The organism is Agrobacterium sp. 22-210-1, assembly GCF_053522525.1.
Window position 1 is genome coordinate 37609 of the sequence record NZ_JBNWCI010000003.1, and the last position, 17358, is coordinate 54966.

The 17358-nt window shown below is 58.4% G+C and carries 19 protein-coding genes; 18 read left to right on the plus strand and 1 reads right to left on the minus strand.

Annotated elements, in window-relative coordinates; genetic code table 11:
- Window positions 1-38 precede the first annotated feature (38 nt).
- The 13 genes from ACQZ5F_RS18530 (at window position 39) to ACQZ5F_RS18590 (ending at window position 11763) form a co-directional block, all read left to right on the plus strand.
- Window positions 39-326, plus strand: coding sequence for a TrbC/VirB2 family type IV secretion system protein (locus tag ACQZ5F_RS18530; protein WP_112980778.1), 288 nt, complete (start codon window positions 39-41; stop codon window positions 324-326).
- On the plus strand, window positions 326-607 hold the full coding sequence (locus tag ACQZ5F_RS18535; RefSeq protein WP_112980779.1) for a VirB3 family type IV secretion system protein: 282 nt from the start codon (window positions 326-328) through the stop codon (window positions 605-607). Before ACQZ5F_RS18530 ends, ACQZ5F_RS18535 begins: the two co-directional genes overlap by 1 nt.
- Window positions 608-621: 14 nt before the next feature.
- Entirely contained in the window at window positions 622-3096 is a 2475-nt protein-coding gene (gene trbE / locus ACQZ5F_RS18540; protein ID WP_448730652.1) for a conjugal transfer protein TrbE, read from the plus strand.
- Complete coding sequence (gene trbJ / locus ACQZ5F_RS18545; protein WP_448730653.1) at window positions 3093-3848, plus strand: P-type conjugative transfer protein TrbJ; 756 nt, start codon at window positions 3093-3095, stop codon at window positions 3846-3848. The genes trbE and trbJ overlap by 4 nt, the downstream gene beginning before the upstream one ends.
- 10 nt (window positions 3849-3858) lie before the next feature.
- Complete coding sequence (trbK-alt, locus tag ACQZ5F_RS18550) at window positions 3859-4143, plus strand: putative entry exclusion protein TrbK-alt (protein ID WP_448730654.1); 285 nt, start codon at window positions 3859-3861, stop codon at window positions 4141-4143.
- 4 nt (window positions 4144-4147) lie between these two features.
- On the plus strand, window positions 4148-5518 hold the full coding sequence (trbL, locus tag ACQZ5F_RS18555; protein ID WP_448730655.1) for a P-type conjugative transfer protein TrbL: 1371 nt from the start codon (window positions 4148-4150) through the stop codon (window positions 5516-5518).
- Between the two features lie 3 nt (window positions 5519-5521).
- Window positions 5522-6211 carry a conjugal transfer protein TrbF gene (gene trbF / locus ACQZ5F_RS18560; protein WP_448730656.1) on the plus strand — a complete coding sequence of 230 codons (690 nt, stop codon included), beginning with the start codon at window positions 5522-5524 and terminating at the stop codon, window positions 6209-6211.
- Complete coding sequence (gene trbG, locus ACQZ5F_RS18565; RefSeq protein WP_448730657.1) at window positions 6208-7296, plus strand: P-type conjugative transfer protein TrbG; 1089 nt, start codon at window positions 6208-6210, stop codon at window positions 7294-7296. The genes trbF and trbG overlap by 4 nt, the downstream gene beginning before the upstream one ends.
- On the plus strand, window positions 7293-8495 hold the full coding sequence (locus tag ACQZ5F_RS18570) for a TrbI/VirB10 family protein (RefSeq protein ID WP_448730658.1): 1203 nt from the start codon (window positions 7293-7295) through the stop codon (window positions 8493-8495). Before trbG ends, ACQZ5F_RS18570 begins: the two co-directional genes overlap by 4 nt.
- The gene (locus ACQZ5F_RS18575) at window positions 8492-8740 is read left to right on the plus strand and encodes a DUF2274 domain-containing protein (protein ID WP_448730659.1); all 249 of its coding nucleotides are present in this window, start codon (window positions 8492-8494) and stop codon (window positions 8738-8740) included. Before ACQZ5F_RS18570 ends, ACQZ5F_RS18575 begins: the two co-directional genes overlap by 4 nt.
- Window positions 8737-9315: a hypothetical protein gene (locus ACQZ5F_RS18580; RefSeq protein ID WP_448730660.1), complete on the plus strand. Its 579-nt coding sequence runs from the start codon at window positions 8737-8739 to the stop codon at window positions 9313-9315. The genes ACQZ5F_RS18575 and ACQZ5F_RS18580 overlap by 4 nt, the downstream gene beginning before the upstream one ends.
- Window positions 9312-10310 (plus strand): CsgG/HfaB family protein, encoded by a 999-nt coding sequence (locus ACQZ5F_RS18585; protein ID WP_448730661.1) that lies wholly within the window; start codon window positions 9312-9314, stop codon window positions 10308-10310. Before ACQZ5F_RS18580 ends, ACQZ5F_RS18585 begins: the two co-directional genes overlap by 4 nt.
- 64 nt (window positions 10311-10374) lie before the next feature.
- Complete coding sequence (locus ACQZ5F_RS18590) at window positions 10375-11763, plus strand: hypothetical protein (RefSeq protein WP_448730662.1); 1389 nt, start codon at window positions 10375-10377, stop codon at window positions 11761-11763.
- 92 nt (window positions 11764-11855) lie between these two features.
- On the opposite strand, the gene ACQZ5F_RS18595 is transcribed toward ACQZ5F_RS18590, so the two are convergent.
- Window positions 11856-12839, minus strand: a complete 984-nt coding sequence (locus ACQZ5F_RS18595; RefSeq protein ID WP_448730663.1) for a LysR family transcriptional regulator — start codon at window positions 12837-12839, stop codon at window positions 11856-11858.
- Window positions 12840-13139: 300 nt separating this feature from the next.
- Here ACQZ5F_RS18595 and ACQZ5F_RS18600 point away from each other — a divergent pair, with 300 nt between their 5' ends.
- From ACQZ5F_RS18600 to ACQZ5F_RS18620, 5 genes are all read left to right on the plus strand, one after another.
- Window positions 13140-13982 (plus strand): transporter substrate-binding domain-containing protein, encoded by an 843-nt coding sequence (locus tag ACQZ5F_RS18600; protein ID WP_353415496.1) that lies wholly within the window; start codon window positions 13140-13142, stop codon window positions 13980-13982.
- Between the two features lie 141 nt (window positions 13983-14123).
- Window positions 14124-14783, plus strand: a complete 660-nt coding sequence (locus tag ACQZ5F_RS18605; RefSeq protein ID WP_448730664.1) for an amino acid ABC transporter permease — start codon at window positions 14124-14126, stop codon at window positions 14781-14783.
- A gap of 3 nt (window positions 14784-14786) precedes the next feature.
- Window positions 14787-15509 carry an amino acid ABC transporter permease gene (locus tag ACQZ5F_RS18610; RefSeq protein WP_448730665.1) on the plus strand — a complete coding sequence of 241 codons (723 nt, stop codon included), beginning with the start codon at window positions 14787-14789 and terminating at the stop codon, window positions 15507-15509.
- Complete coding sequence (locus ACQZ5F_RS18615) at window positions 15506-16330, plus strand: amino acid ABC transporter ATP-binding protein (protein ID WP_448730666.1); 825 nt, start codon at window positions 15506-15508, stop codon at window positions 16328-16330. Before ACQZ5F_RS18610 ends, ACQZ5F_RS18615 begins: the two co-directional genes overlap by 4 nt.
- A gap of 13 nt (window positions 16331-16343) precedes the next feature.
- A complete protein-coding gene (locus tag ACQZ5F_RS18620) occupies window positions 16344-17357 on the plus strand; it encodes an agmatinase (protein WP_448730667.1) in 1014 nt (337 codons plus the stop codon).
- Window position 17358: the final 1 nt, after the last annotated feature.

Sequence of the window (17358 nt, forward strand, 5' to 3'; positions counted from 1 at the left end):
TGCGCTTCCCCTCCCGTTGCCCACGCATCGCTATCGCCATGCCAGTCGCTTCATTGAGCGTGCTGGTCGTCGCTCCAGCTTACGCCTCCGGCTCGTCAATGCCCTGGGAGCAGCCGCTGCAACAGATCCTGCAGTCTATCGAAGGTCCAGTCGCCAAGATCATCGCTGTTATCATCATCATCTCAACGGGGCTCGCGCTCGCCTTTGGCGACACGTCAGGCGGTTTTCGTCGCCTCATCCAGATTGTCTTTGGCCTGTCGATCGCTTTTGCGGCGTCGAGCTTCTTTCTTTCCTTCTTTTCCTTCGGTGGTGGGGCGCTCGTCTGATGGCACGCTTCGTTGATCACACCTCCGACGTGCCGGGCTTTTCCATACCTCTCCATCGGGCGCTCAGCGAGCCAATCCTACTCGGTGGCGCACCCCGCGGCATCGCAATACTCAATGGCACGCTCGCTGGCGCGGTAGGTCTCGGACTGCGCCTCTGGTTGGTCGGCCTCGCCATCTGGCTGATCGGACATCTAGTTGCCGTTTGGGCGGCTCGCCGCGATCCCCTCTTCGTTGAGGTGGTGCGCAGGCATCTGCGCATCCCCGCGCACCTGTCGGTTTGATGGGAGCGCTCCTGATGATGAACTTCGCTGAATACCGTCGGACCGCAACCCGCCTCGCCGATTTCCTCCCTTGGGTGGCGCTGGTTGGCCAAGGCATCGTGCTCAACAAGGACGGAAGCTTCCAACGCACCGCACGCTTTCGCGGACCCGATCTCGACAGCGCAGTCCCTGCCGAGCTTGTTGCCGTCGCTGGCCGCCTCAACAATGCCTTCCGACGCCTTGGCTCCGGATGGGCGATCTTCGTGGAGGCGGAACGCCACGCTTCTAAGCATTATCCAGATAGCCGCTTTCCGGACCCTGCCTCCGCACTGGTTGACGCAGAGCGCAAGGCAGACTTTGAAGGCGAGGCCGAACCTTCTCCCGTGGATGATCGCCGGACCGGCAATGCACATTTCGAGTCATCCTACTTCCTGACATTTGTCTGGCTACCACCGGCAGAGGACGCGGCCCGTGCCGAGAGCTGGCTTTACGAGGGACGCGATCAAGCGGGAGTCGATCCTCACGAGGCGCTTTCTGGCTTCGCGGACCGTACTGACAGGTTGCTTAGGCTGGTTGAGGCCTTCATGCCTGAATGCCATTGGCTCAACGACGGCGAAACGTTGACCTACCTGCACGCGTGCGTCTCTACGCATCGCCATCGTGTTCGGGTTCCCGAGACGCCAATGTACCTGGACGCGCTCCTTGCCGACCAGCCCCTGACTGGTGGTCTGGAGCCCCGGCTTGGCGATCAGCACCTCCGTATCCTCACGATCACCGGTTTTCCAACCGCGACAACACCCGGCTTGCTCGACGAGTTAAATCGCCTGGCCTTCCCCTATCGTTGGTCTACCCGCGCAATCCTGCTCGACAAGACCGATGCGACCAGGCTGCTGACGAAGATCCGCCGCCAATGGTTCGCCAAACGCAAGTCAATCGCCGCGATTCTCAAGGAAGTTCTCACCAACGAACAATCCGTGCTGGTCGACAGCGATGCCGCAAATAAGGCCAGCGATGCCGACGAAGCCTTGCAGGAACTGGGAGCGGATTACGCCGGCATCGCCTATGTGACGGCAACCGTTACAGTTTGGGATGCGGATCCCCGCACCGCTCAAGAGAAGCTGCGGCTGGTTGAAAAGGTGGTGCAGGGTCGCGACTTCACCGTCATGGCTGAAACGATCAACGCCGTGGATTCCTGGCTTGGAAGTCTACCCGGCCATGTCTACGCAAATGTGCGGCAGCCACCTGTCTCGACGCTGAATCTTGCCCACCTCATTCCGCTAAGCGCAATCTGGGCCGGGCCAGAGCGGGATGAGCACTTTTCTGCGCCGCCGCTCCTGTTTGGAAAGACTGAAGGGTCGACCCCGTTCCGGTTTTCCCTCCACGTTGGTGACGTCGGGCACACTTTGATCGTAGGTCCGACGGGCGCGGGTAAATCGGTCCTGCTTGCGCTTATGGCACTTCAGTTTCGCCGATACAAAAACGCGCAAGTATTTGCCTTCGACTTTGGTGGCTCAATCCGTGCCGCAGCGCTTGCTATGGGCGGCGACTGGCACGATCTCGGCGGCGGTCTTACCGACAGTAGCACCGACAGCGTTTCCCTACAGCCATTCGCTCGCATCCACACCACTGTGGAAAGGGCATGGGCCGCGGATTGGATCGTCGCGATCCTCACGCGTGAGGGCGTGCCGATCACCCCGGAAGTAAAGGAACATATCTGGACAGCTTTGACCTCGCTCGCTTCCGCTCCGATCGAAGAGCGAACGATCACTGGACTTTGCGTCCTCCTTCAATCCAACGACCTGAAACAGGCGCTCCGGCCGTATTGCGTCGGGGGCGCATGGGGCAGGTTGCTCGATGCCGAAATCGAACATCTGGGGACCGCCACTGTCCAGGCATTTGAGACAGAGGGCCTGATCGGAACGGAAGCGGCACCCGCCGTACTCTCCTATCTCTTCCATCGCATCGAGGACAGACTCGACGGATCGCCAACGCTACTCATTATCGACGAGGGCTGGTTGGCGCTGGATGATGAAGGGTTTTCAGGACAGATACGTGAGTGGCTGAAGACGCTGCGCAAGAAGAATGCGTCCGTCGTTTTTGCTACCCAATCGCTGAGCGACATTGATGGTTCAGCTATAGCACCGGCGATAATCGAAAGCTGCCCTACACGGCTATTGCTTCCGAACGAACGGGCGATCGAGCCGCAGATAACCGCCATCTATCGCCGCTTCGGCCTCAACGACCGGCAGATCGAGATTGTCGCCAGGGCCATGCCCAAGCGTGACTACTACTGCCAGTCCCGACATGGAAACCGTCTCTTCGAGCTTGGTCTTTCGGAAGTCGCGCTCGCCATCTGCGCAGCATCGTCGAAAACCGATCAGGCAAAAATCGCATCAGTGCTGGATGAACACGGTCCGGATGGATTTCTCGATGCCTGGCTACGCCAACGCGGCGTTTCCTGGGCCGCCGACCTGATCCCAAACCTTACAAATCTGGAGATACCCCAATGACCCATCGTCGCTCCTGCGCGGCACGGCTCGTCGCTGCTTTGCTCTTGTCACCAGTTATGATCGCCCCCAGCATTTCGCGGCAGGCTCACGCACTCACCGTGTTCGACCCCTCTAACTATGCGCAGAATGTCATTCAGGCCGCACGGGCGCTCCAACAGATCAACAATCAGATCACCAGCCTGCAGAACCAGGCACAGATGCTGATCAATCAGGCAAAGAATCTGGCGAGCCTCCCGATCTCGTCGCTTCAGGAAATCCAGCAGTCAGTCCAGAGAACGCAACAGCTGATCAATCAGGCGCAGAACATCGCTTTCGACGTAAAGCAAATCGACCAGGTCTTCAGCCAAAAATATTCGACGGCATCCATGTCGGCCTCTGACCAGCAGCTTGTCGACGACGCCCGATCGCGCTGGCGTAACACCGTCGGCGGACTTCAAGACGCATTGAAGGTGCAGGCCGGTGTCGTCGGAAACATTGACGGAAATCGCGCGGAGATGTCGAGGATCGTCGATGCCAGCCAGAACGCAACCGGTGCGTTGCAAGCCACGCAAGCTGGCAACCAGCTCTTGGCGCTTCAGTCACAGCAGCTCACCGATCTCGTTGCAGTGATTGCCGCGAATGGTCGCGCGCAGGCACTTACCGATGCCGAGCGGTCGGCCGCAGCAGAGCAGGGCCGCGAGCAACGACGCCGCTTCTTGTCACCGGGCGCGGGCTATCAGCCGGGGTCGGCAAAAATGTTCTACGGCAACTAGGGGGCTTCTGATGCACGCCAAGACCCTCTTACAGTCCGGTGCCATCTTCTTTGTCTGCGTGGCAATCGGCGTCACCGTCATCGAGTTGACACGCGATGAGCCAGAGTTGCCGCTCTATCGCACGCTGGCCCCTCCAACAAATATCGCTGCGGACCCCTTCCGCGCCGCATTACGCCAGTGCCGCGATATGGGGGAAGCGGCAATTCAAGACGCCGGGTGCCGCAAGCTCTGGATGGAGGCACGCGACCGCTTTCTCGGTCGCCAGCACGCGCCGGCTGCGCCGGAAGGACGGTGATCTCATGGGCGGCTCAGGCGTCATTGACCACTTCCTTGAAGTTTTCACTCGCTACATCGACGGGGGCTTCGGGCTCCTCAAGCCGGAAGTGGCTTTCATTGCCACAACGCTGATCGTGATCGACGTGGTGCTCGCAGCACTCTTTTGGACTTGGGGTGCCGATGAAGATGTCGTCGCGCGACTCGTGAGGAAGACGCTGTTTGTCGGCGTCTTTGCCTGGATCATCAGCAATTGGAACAATCTGGCGAAAATCGTCTTCGAAAGCTTCTCCGGGCTCGGACTGAAGGCTTCAGGCACTGGATTTTCGCCAAGCGACCTCCTGCACCCCGGCAGGGTTGCTCAGACCGGCCTCGACGCGGGGCGGCCGCTTCTCGCTTCCATCTCCGACATGATGGGGTGGATATCCTTCTTCGAGAATTTCATACAGATCGTCTGCATGCTCTTCGCCTGGGCATTGGTCCTTCTCGCCTTCTTCGTCCTCGCCATTCAGCTCTTCGTCACTCTCATCGAGTTCAAGCTGTCGACACTCGCCGGCTTCGTGCTGATCCCGTTCGGTCTATTCGGCAAGTCTGCATTCATGGCCGAGCGTGTCCTTGGCAACGTAGTCTCCTCCGGAATCAAGGTTCTGGTGCTTGCTGTCGTGATTGGCATTGGTTCGACGCTTTTCTCCGAGTTCACCAAAGGGTTTGGCAACAACACGCCATCTATCGACGACGCTATGGCGATCGTGCTTGCGGCGCTCTCCTTGCTCGGCCTCGGCATATTCGGTCCAGGTATCGCCAACGGCCTCGTTTCCGGCGGTCCCCAGCTTGGAGCAGGAGCCGCGGCCGGAGCAGGTCTGGCCGTAGGCGGTCTCGCGGTTGCTGGTATGGCCAGCGTCGGTTTTGGAGCTCGCGGTGCCGGTGCTGCTTTCTCCAGAACAGCTGCTGCTGCCCGCGCCGGTGTTGAACTCGCCGGTGGTGCCTCTGCTGCCTACAGTCTCGGCGCATCTACCGGTCCGCGCTCGTCTACCGTGGCCAATGGTCTCGGCGGGGTAGCCAGAGCGGGAATGTCGGCTGCGTCGTCGTCGCTGAAGCCAGCCGCTGAAAAGCTCAACGAAGGCATGAAGTCGGCCTGGCAGGCCGGAAAGTTCGCCGCGGTCGAGAAAACCGGAGGCACCACGACCATGGGTACGGTGGGCGGCGCGTCCGAAAGCACATCTGCATCGTCCGTCGGTTCCGCGGCGCATTTGAATGCGGCGGGCCAGCCCAACTGGGCGAAGAGAATGCAGCGCTCACAGAAATTCTCTCACGGCATCCAGGTCGCAACACACGCCGTGAAATCCGGTGACGCCCATGGCGGCGGCACCTCCGTCAACCTCGATCAAAGCGAATGAGCCATGAACATCTTCAAACGACCTTCCACGCATTACGGCAAATCCCCACAACTCGACACACCCTACCATCGGGCAGCCCAGATTTGGGACGACCGCATCGGCTCCGCGCGAGTCCAGGCCAAGAACTGGCGGTTGATGGCTTTTGGTTCGCTGATCCTTTCCGCCGGGCTCTCCGGTGCGCTCGTCTGGCAGTCATTCAATGGCTCCGTCGTCCCCTGGATAGTGCAGATCGATAAACTCGGACAGGCGCAGGCTGTCGCGCCAGCAACTGCCGATTTCAAACCGTCCGACCCGCAAGTCGCCTTCCAACTGGCGCGCTTCATTGAACAGGTCCGTTCGATCCCCGCCGATGCGGTAGTTGTCCGCCAGAACTGGCTGCGTGCTTACGATTTCACCACCCAAGCCGGCGCAATGGCCCTGAACGACTACGCCCGCGAAAACGATCCATTTTCCAAGGTCGGTAAGACGCAGGTTGCCGTCGATGTCTCGAGCGTGATCCGCGCCTCACCAAACTCGTTCCGTGTCGCTTGGGTGCAGCGGACCTATCAGGACGGCTCCCTGGCCTCGACCGAACGCTGGTCCGCAATTCTCACCGTCGTCGTGCAAACACCGCGCGACCCCGAAAAACTCCGGGCCAATCCGCTCGGCATCTACATCAACGCCATCAACTGGTCGAAGGAACTCGCACAATGACGCCCTCGCTTCGCAAAGCCCGCCTGCAGGGTTTAGGTTTAGCCATCACGACGCATATCAATCCGGTGTTTTCAATTCAGCGACAGCCGGATCTCAGAAGCGTGTCGATCGCTGTTCTTCTGCTTACGGCCTCTTCAATAACAGGATGCGCCGGGCATACACCGCCACCTGACATCACCTATGACGATGCCACTCCCGCGATCCAAAGAGCCGATCAACCCAAGCCGGTGCAAGTCGTTGAGCTTGCCAAGCCTCTACCGCTTCCTGGTCAACTGAAGCCGCTCGGCAAAGACGGCAAGCCTGTCCCGGAAGCCGCTGATCCTGCAATACGCGTCAATGAAGCGAACGCCGCTGCCCGCGTTCAACCTGTCCGCAACGGCTTCATCAATTCAATGCAGGTCTATCCGTTCGTCGATGGAGCTTTGTACCAGGTCTATGCTTCGCCGGGGCAAATCACCGATGTCGGCTTGCAACCTGGCGAGCAACTTGTTGGCTCTGGCCCGGTCGCTGCTGGTGACACTGTTCGCTGGATCATCGGCGACACCGAGAGCGGGACGGGGGTCGGCAAGCGGGTCCATATTCTCGTTAAGCCCACCCGCGCGGATTTGGTGACCAACCTTGTCATAAATACCGATCGCCGCACCTACCATATGGAGTTGCGCTCGACACCCTCAACCTACATGGCGTCGGTCTCATGGCAATATCCGCAGGATCAGCTGATTGCGCTGCGCCGCCAGAACGCGCAAGCCGAAGCCGCCCAGCCCGTCTCCACTGGCGTCGATCTCTCTAAGGTCAACTTCCGATATGCAATCACAGGCGACCGCGCCCCGTGGAAGCCACTGCGCGCCTTCGATGACGGCAAGCAGGTGTTCATCGAATTCCCGCGCGGCATAGCTCAAGGAGAGATGCCACCGCTATTCGTTGTTGGGCCGGGAGGCGCGACATCTGAATTGGTGAATTATCGGGTACGGGCGAATTACATGATCGTGGATCGGTTGTTCGCTGCTGCCGAACTCCGCTTTGGCGCAGACAGGAATCAAAAGCGCATCCGTATCTCGCGCACAGACGGAAGGCCGGCATCATGAGTGCGACGGGATCCGGACAAAGTGAAGGGGTCGAGCGCGAACTGACTGGCGAGCCGGTCGCTCCAATGCGGCTGCGCCCCATCCCGCCGCGGGTTACTCGACTGTCGCGTCGCGTCATCATAGGTCTCGGCACGGCGAGCGGTCTCTTCATCAGTGGGACACTCTTTTACGCACTGCAGACGCGCCATTCCGGTGACGGGCAGGAGCTTTATTCCACCGACAACCGCACGACACCGGATGGGCTTGCCGGGCTGCCGAAAGATTATACGGGTCCGAAACTCGGGCCACCACTGCCCGGCGATCTTGGCCGTCCGATCCTCAATGCGCAGACCACAGCCTCCCCGGTCGATAAACCTGATCCGGGCCTCAGCGCCGAGGAGCAACGCCGTCTTCAGGAAATGGAGGCCGCGCGTGTCGCAAAACTCTTCGCGCAGACGGAAACGCGCCCAACCAACTCGGAAACGCCGCAGACAATGATGGACGCGACCCGCTTGCCGTCGAACGATCTGGCGAGCCTTGGCCTTGGGCCGCAACCATCGACGCCCACAGCTTTGGATCGACAACTCGCCTTCCTCAACCAGACACCTGACAAGCGTACGGTTGCGGCGGATCGCATTGCAGCGCCAGCATCCTCCAACATCCTTCAGGCCGGTTCAGTCATCGCTGCCGCGCTCATCACAGGCATCCGGTCCGATTTGCCCGGCCAGATCACCGCACAGGTGACGGAAAACATTTATGACAGCCCGACCGGCAGGATCCTGCTGATACCGCAAGGTACACGCGTCATAGGACAGTATGACAATGATGTCGGTTTCGGACAGCGTCGGATTCTGCTCGCATGGAGCCGGCTCATCTTTCCGAATGGCCGCTCGATCGTCCTCGAACGGCAACCGGGTGCCGATGCTCAAGGCTATGCCGGCCTGGAAGATGGCGTTGATTATCACTGGGGTGAGCTGTTCAAGTCCGCGGCGCTTTCGACCTTGCTATCAATGGGCTCTCAATTCGGCTCCTCTAACCAGGACAGCGATATCGTCCGGGCGATCCGGCAGGGCTCATCCGATAGTTTCAGCCAGATCGGTCGCCAAATTGTTGGCCGCCAGCTCGACATCGCTCCAACTTTAACCGTCCGACCCGGCTTTCCGGTTCGCGTCATTGTAACGAGAGACCTCGTGCTCGAACCCTACCGGGGCGAGCCATGACCAAACTGAAACTCGGCCCAATCCTGGACGACAAGCCCGTCAAGGTCACCGTCGAATTGCCGGCTTCTCTGCATCGCGACCTCTGTGCCTACGCCGAGATCCTTGCCCGTGACGCAGGGCAACCGCTCGCCGATGCCGTGCGCCTGATCGTCCCAATGCTCGAACGCTTCATCGCTACAGATCGCGGCTTCGCCAAAATCCGCCGCGCTCCCCCTGCCATCCCTCAAAGAAAGGTACACGAATGACCAGACAAGATACTGTAAAAAGTGGCCGGCCTAACGCGCCAGTTCTCCTCTCACTTTTCCTTGGTGGCATTGCCATCCAATCCATCCTTGCATCGCCATCCTTTGCCAACAACTACGGCGAAAGCTTTGGCTGGCAGTTCAAGACCTCGGCGGATCGCGCCAATCAGGCGTTCGTGCTCGATCTTTTGGAAAAAAGGCGCGGGGGAGCATATCGTGCGCCAAACTATACGACGACAATCCAGCGTCAGTATAACTGCGGCGTGTCCGCAAGCGCGGTCGGCAATGAGGGTTCGCAAGGAGCCACCGCCAATTCGCCGTCCGTCGTCGGCCCTAATGCAATCGCGACCGGAAACGACGCCGACACCACTCTGAATGGTGGCGAAAAAAGCGCAGGGGACCACGCGAAAAGCTTGCAGTCGAACGGTGGCACGGTTTCGTCTGCCGTCAACGGATCGGCCTCATCCTCAGTCAGCGGAAGTCCGACACAAGCCCTTAACTCTACCCAGACCAACAGCGGTGCGCAGCATGCGAGCGTCTCTGGCGCAAACGGTTGCAGCTTCGGAGGTGCGCGATGAAGGCGACCGGTTTACGTTTCGCTGCCCTCGGCGCTCTGGGCTTGTCGCTTGCCGCCTGCACTGCGATCCGTACTGAACAAATGGCAGCTGGAGAGGCCGTCCAACCAGTGGGACCGCCTGTCCGCGATAATCGTACGCCGATTGATCCCGTCTTCGCCTGCTATCGAGCAGGACTGCCCGCAAAGGCAAAGGCACCTGTCATCGGTGTCGGCGACGTTCGCGACTACACCGGCAAGTTCTCAAACCTTGAGGGCAATGCTGTTACTCAAGGTGGCGCGTTGATGGTAACCTCGGCGCTTGGGAAACTTGGAGATCGCGTGCGCCTCGCCGAACGCTTCGATCCGGCCGTCGCCGAGCGAGAGCTCACATGGATGGACAAGCGACAGCTTGGTGACGGAGAGACCCATAAACTACCGGGGCAGAAGGGCGATCCAGTTAGGTGGCTACCCTATTTTGGCGGGTCGCTGATCGGTTCCGACTACTTCATCGTAGGCGGAATAACCGAGGTCAATTACGATCTCCATTCCAGCGGGGCCGAAATCGGTATCAACAATATCGGACCCAAGATGCGTACCTTCACCCAGTCCGTCGCGATCGATCTGCGTATCGTTGATACGCGCTCGCTGATTGTCCAGAAGACGGTAAGCCTCACCAAGCAATACACCGGCTATGAGATCGGAGCCGGGACCTTCCGCTTCTTCGGCTCAAGTCTCTTCGACATCAACATCGGCGCAAAGGGACAGGAGCCGCTCCAGCTCGGCATCCGCACAGCGCTGGAGGAAGCAACGCTTCGCCTTGTCGGTGCAGTTCTTCGCTCCGATCCGGAGGCGTGCTTAACTCGACTGCGACCCGGCCAGAAACCCCATTCAAACGACGATCCGGTGGCTGCGCGGCAAAGTGTAAATTCGCGAGGAATGACCCTTTCGATGGTTAGTGATCCACAGGCAAGGGTCCGCTCGACGGCCCGCCTCACCACTCTCGGTTCGCTGCCGTGACCGTCGCACGCACCGCTTTTCATCCCACGCATCCATTCTCGAGCCACTTTTAAAGGAGATCCGTATGACCTACCTCCGTTCACGCCTCACAACCACGCTTATCGCGAGCACTGCCGTCGCAGTGTTGGCTGGCGCCCTCGCTTCACCTGCTCCTGCGGCAGACTTGCAGGGTCAGCACACCGTTATCACTCACCAGACATTACAACAGGCATGGGCCGACGACGGAAGGCCGATTGCGACGCAAGCGACTGCCAATGGCGTCTACACGGTGAAAACCGGTGCATCCACAGCCTGGGCCACGATGTTGATGTTCGACGGCAATCGCCAGTCGGCCGAAATCGCGGGCAATGCCGGGTTAGGCACGTTGACGGCCAGCACCGTCCATGCCGAGGATGGCGATGGCACCGTTGAGCCGGGACCATTCGCTCTCCTCAGCAACAATCAAGTCGGCGACAACATCGTGTATGCCCTGTCTGACATGACCATTTCTGTCCCCGGTGAAGTCGGCAATTCCCACGTTACCATTTCAGCTAACACGAACACCGCGCGCGCCCGCATGAACGACGCCTCGAACACGCTATCGCTTGACGTTGTCGATTTCTCCGGCAAATCGCTCTTGTCAAGTTCGCAGACATCTACCGGGAGCGTGACAGCCGATGCTGTCAGTCATTTTGGAAAGAGCGACGCCAACTTCGCTGTGCAGAGCTCAAAGCTGCTGGTGCATGACAACAGCACAATCTCTGAAGCGGGCGGCAATCGTGTTCTCAACAATGTGAAAGTTGATGCGGCGATTGTCACAGGAAGCCAACCGGTCCTCGACAGTCTGCAGACAAATTCCGCTCTTGTTTCCGCGAGCTCAGACACAGCACTAAACCTCGACGGTCGGGGTGCGTTTCAGTCCAGGCTCGAAGTCGATCACAACAACGCTTCGTCGTTGGCGCACGGCAATTTCGCTGAAAATCGCATGGGCGTCACTGCCGGATTTGGCGTCAGACAGAGGGCGGGGGATGACACGCCGCAACTGACTGCGGCCATTCCCGCGCAGCCAGTGGTTGGCGCGGTCCTATCAAACCGGCAATTGAACTCGGGCGCAGTCGCGGCGCAAACCCGCCTCAACACTGGCATGGCGCTAAATTGCGACTGCACGACGGATAGCCAGAGCGGCAACACCCAAAACTCCGGCGCAGCATCTGCCTATGGCAATGCCGCCCTCAATGCCTTTGTCGCAAAAGGTGTGGCCGTGGCAATGGTCAGCAACACGCAGGAAAACCGCGGCCCGGTCTCTGCGACGGCCACCGGGCGCTTCGGTGCATCCATGTCCGAGGGCGTCAGCGGCTCGATGGTCTCGATCTCCGGCAACGGTATGGCTGCGGTCGCAATCGGAAATCAGGCGGTTAATACGTTGACAACCATCGGTGCCAGAGGTGCCGCACCGGTTGATATCCCTCGCTAATTTCTCGGCCCGTCACGGGTGAGCTTGCAATAGCCGTGGTGCCGTGAATGGCGCCGCGGCCTTCTGAGTTTCGAACGGAGTAGGTCGCCAAGCTAATTTTGTGAGACGGTGATCGCTGACGCCATCCAAGGCGCGATCGCTACGAGTTGTGGCATGTAGTGCTTCTGGATTGTCCTCTTGCAAAGCGTGGAAAGTTGTTTGGCGAAACTTCCAAACTCTCCCCGTCGGACGACAAGATAAATGTGTCGGGAAAATCCCGCACCAGGCAATTGGAGAACCTGGATCGCTGGGGCGAGAGCGACGCATTTGCGTACGCAGACCGGCGTGAGGATCGACCATCCAATGCCCGACGCGACAAGGCTGATTATAGACTCGATCGTCTCGCAGGAGAATGCGTGCGGCACCTCCAGTCGCATGCGCCGAAAATGCTGATCGACCCGCTGAGCTATCCCTGTCGTACTGCCCGAGCGGATGATCGGGAAACGCTGAGCAAAATTGCGGAACTCGATCTCGTCCCCAAACGGCGCTTCGCCGCGTGTAGCAACGACCACGAATTGCTCCGCGAAGAGCTCGAATCTTTCGAAGCCATCAACATCGTCGAAGGGATCTGCGGAAATGACGGCGTCGAGCTCGCGCTTCAACAGGCGCTGCCGAAGTGGCTCCATAAAACCCGTCGCCACCGAAATAGAGGCCACTCGGTCGCGAAGCGACTTGATAAGAATAGGGACCAGCGGGTCGGAAAGGGAGTCTATCAAGCCAAGACGCAATTGGGGAATAATCCCGGCATCAACGCTCTGAAGAAGAGCCGGTACGCCCGCAGCCTCAGCAAGAAGGTGGTCGGCAGCGCTGACGAGCTTCTGGCCAGCAAGGGTAGGTTTCAACGGCCGCGAGCCACGCTCGAAAAGCGTCACACCAAGGCGCTGCTCAAGGTTGAGAATTTGACGCGAGACTGCCGATTGCGTCATTCCAGTTTGTGTGGCGGCGGTGGTCATGCTGCCGGTTCGACAGACCGTCACGAAGATTTCGAGGGATTGGAGATCAAATCCCAGGCGGCGGATGACCGACGGATCGCTCACGGGCGCTTTCACTGTACCAAAACCTCCATATCATGATCTCAACGCATAAAGTTCAGAAATATCGGTCATCGTCAACCTGTCGGCAACGTGAGGTTCTCTAGTTTCTCGACAGGGGAGAAGTGAAACAACCAATTGTTTTCTTTTTAGTTTGTGAACCTGTTCATCCGCTATTGGCACCGAGAAAGACCCCAATGCGACCGCTTTTGGCGTTCCTAACCTAAGATGTCCTGAACGCATTATGTTTGCTTAGGGAACGCGTCATTGGTATTCCGTCACCATGGTTTTTGGAGGAATGACCACATGTTCAAAAGACGTTTGTTTGGCATTTTGGCAATAGGCTTGGCCTGCGCGGCTTCTCACGCCGCGCCCACCTTGGCTGAAACAACGCTCGAAAAAATTCAGCGTACAAAAAAGGTAACCGTAGGAACCGAGGCAGCCTATCCGCCTTTTGAATTCATCAAGGACGGCAAGATCGTCGGCTTTGGCAGAGATGTGCTCGACGAGATTGCCAAACAATGGGGCGTAGAGGTCCAACAATTGGATCTGCCGTTCCAGGGAATCCTGCCTGGACTAATCGCTGGCAAGTTCGATTTCGTAGCAACGTCTGTCGGTATCAATCCAGAACGCGCTAAACGCTACGCCTACACCTTGCCGATTGCTGACAGCACCGCCTACGCAATGAAAAAAACCGGTAACGGAGAGATCAAGACGGTTGAGGATCTGAGGGGCAAGGTTGTGGCAACCCAACTCGCTTCGGCTGTCGATCCGGTCGCAAAGGCACTTGATAAACGCCTGCAGGCCGCCGGCGGCGGATTCGCCGAGCTCAAGTTATTCCCAACTTTCAATGACTCATTCCTGGCCGTCGCCAACGGTACGTCGGACGCTGCACTTGCGGGCCTGCCGGTTTTACAAAACTTGATGAACGAAAGACCCGGCATCTTCGAACTCGTGGGCAAAGCCGCTGTGGTGCCAAGCTATAATGCCTGGGTCGTGCGTCCCGAGGATCAGGATCTTCGCGATGCGATCAATACCGCGCTTCTCAAGCTTAAACAGAGCGGTAAGTTGGCAGAACTTCAGCAAAAATGGCTCGGCATGACCTATGATCTGCCTGAGAAGGACTATCTTCCCGAAGGCGCTCGCTAACGGTCCCTAACGGTCCCCGATCACCGCTCAACGGATGAGCGGGGCCATTTCCGGTTCACACGCTTGAAGCGCCTCTCTGCGTCCCGAAAACGCCTAAGCAATTCAGGCTATCAATCCACCCCGACGTCGGAGGAGACGACGATGGACTTCAGCGTTGGCGCCCTGAGCGGAGCCTTTCCCCAACTTCTGCCCGCCATGGGCATCAACTTGGCCATTGCCGTTGTCGCGATGGTCCTTGCGCTGATCGGTGGGACGGCGTTGACCATCCTACGCACACTGGGCATTGCATCGCTTAACGCAGCGATCGGCGTCATGATAAGTTTCATCCGAGGTACGCCGATCCTTGTGCAAATTTTCTTGTTCTATTACGGCTTGCCAGCTCTCGGACTTGACCTTTCGCCGATCCAGGCGGGTATCCTGGCTATTGCCTTTAACAGCTCGATATTTATCACCGAAATCATGCGTGGCGGATTGTCAGGCATGGATTCCGGTCCGGTCGAAGCGGCGATCGCTCTTGGAATCAAGGGAAAGGTCATCTGGACGAAGGTGATCCTTCCGCAGCTTTATATTCGGATCATGCCGCCGCTGGTCAACGAATTAACCACAATTGTGAAGGGGACAGCTCTGCTGTCCGTGATCACTGTGGTCGAAGTGCTTCGCACCGCGCAGCAAGTCGCGAATGCTTCGTTCAGGCCGCTCGAAACTCTGCTTTCCGCAGCCATCATCTTGTTTGCCGTAAATTTTGTCATCAGCCAGAGCGGCAGATTTCTGGAGACGCGCTTTGCAGCGCGTAGGGGTTAAGCCATGGCCTTCGATTTCAACGTCATTCTCGATAATTGGACGCTCTTTGCACGAGGCGCGTGGCTTACGATTGCCAGTGCGGCCGTAGCCGTAGCGACCGGTTTCTTGATCTCCATCCCGATTGCGCTGATGGCACTGTCCCATCGTCGGGCACTTCGCTGGATCGCTACAGCCTATGTCGAGTGGTTCCGCAACATCCCCTTTATCGTGGTCCTCTACCTGTTCTTTTACGGCTTGCCGTTCGTCAACGTACGTTTGCCAGAGGCTATAGTCGGCACGATCGCGCTCGCCTTTTTCGCGAGCTCTTACTTCTCCGAGATCATCCGCGGTGCGATCCTTGCCGTTCCGAAAGGGCAGATGGAGGCAGCGCGGGCAATCGGCATGTCGTACTTCCAGGGAATGTGGGAGATCGTCGCCCCGCAAACCGTCCGCCTGCTTCTGCCTCCTTCGACCAACACGAGTATCTCGATGGTCAAAGAAACCTCGGTACTCAGCACCATTACCGTAGGCGAACTAACTTATCAGGGTCTTGTCGTACAGGGAGAGACCTTCGCGCCTTTCGAAGTCTTCCTGGCCACTGCTGCGATCTACTGGATAATCACCGCGATTTTCGCCCACTTCATGCACCGCACGGAAAAAGCATTTGGAGCCGCTCAAGGCGCCAATCAGTCGCGAGCCAGTCTAGCGGACAAATATCTGTTGATCGGCGCACGGAGGCCAGCATGAGCAAGACTCTCCTAAAGGTTTCCAATCTCGCCAAGACCTTCGGAAACGCCACTGCGTTGCGCGACATCAGTTTCGAAGTCACTGCCGGCGAAGTGGTGTGCATCATCGGGCCAAGCGGTTGCGGCAAGAGCACGCTTCTGCGTTGCATCAATCATCTGACATTTCCAGATAGTGGCTTTGTCGAAGTCGCAGGCGACTACATCGGCCGAGAGCCGAAGTCCGATGGTACCGTGCGCATGCAAACCCATGGCGAGATTGACCGCAGGCGTCCAAGAATGGGCTTCGTCTTCCAATCGTTCAATCTGTGGCCGCATCTCAGCGTCCTTGAAAACATCGTCAAGGGACCTGTTAAAGTTCAGAAGCGCTCTCGTGAAGAAGCGGAAGAGCAAGCCCTCTCTCTGCTGCAGCGCTTCGGTTTGCGCGACAAAGCCAATATGTTTCCGTCGGAGCTCTCAGGTGGCCAGAAACAACGCGTCGCAATTGCACGCGCGCTGGCAATGGGCCCGGAACTGATGCTTTTTGACGAACCGACTTCTGCACTCGATCCTGAGATCGTCAAGGAGGTCTTGGTGTTTCTCCGGGAGTTGGCCGAGTCCGGCATGACGATGGTCATTGTGACCCACGAAATCGGATTTGCGCGTCATGTCGCTGACCGGGTGATCTTCCTCGATCGGGGTGTCGTTGCAGAAGCCGGTCCATCCAAAACCGTGCTCGTCAATCCAACCAATCCGCGTCTGCGTGAATTCCTCTCGCAGATCACATCCGACCAGCCAATCCCGGACGATGGTTCTTCGTCCCTTGCGAAACCGCATGTTCACTAAAAAGGACACTGAAATGACCAAGCAGCTTACCTCAGCACCGAAGCATGGCCACACGAGCATGCTCTATTCCAAGGTGCATACGGATCTTGATTCACTGGATGCTCACATCGCCTTTCTCGGTATCCCCTACGGATCCGCATATACGATAGACGAAGTAACGAACGACCAGACGCGTGCGCCAACGGCCGTTCGGCAGGCGACTGACCGGGCAGTCCGGAACCTTGACCGCTACGACTTTGATATCGGTGGTCCGCTCTATGACGACCGTGCGATTAAGGCAGTGGATTGCGGCGATGTGGTTGGTGATCCGAAGGATCCTGCTGCTCATTCGCGCAATGCGGAAGCCGCCGTCCGAAAGATTCTGGCTGCCGGCGCGCTGCCGCTCATCATCGGTGGAGACCACGGCATCCCGATCCCGGTGCTGCGCGCCTATGATGATCAGGGGCCGATCACACTGATCCAGATCGATGCCCATCTCGATTGGCGCGACCAGATCAATGGAGTGCATGATGGCCTCTCGAGCCCGATCCGCCGTGCCTCCGAAATGGCGCATGTGAAAGACATCTTCCAGATCGGTATCCGTGCCCAGGGGACTGCCCGCCCTGAAGAATATGAGGCTGCCAAGGCCTATGGTTCGAACATCATCACGGCTTACGAACTTCACGATGTCGGTATGGACGCCATCCTCGACCGCATTCCGGATGGGGGACGCTACTACATTACGATTGATGCAGATGGCATCGATCCGTCGGTAATGCCCGCTGTCGCTGGCCCAGCGCTTGCTGGTGTGACATATGCGCAAACCCGTAAACTTCTGCACGGCCTGGTTAAAAAGGGGCGAGTCGTCGGAATGGACATCGTCGAGATAACGCCGTCCAAGGATGTCAACCAACTGACGGCGATCGCAGCAGGGCGGTTCTTTGTAAACCTGATCGGAGCTGCGGTCCGGGCCGACTATTTCGGTACAAAGTCGGAACTCGAAGCAGCCCCTACGACGGCAGCAAGACCCGCCCACGTAGCAGCCTGAG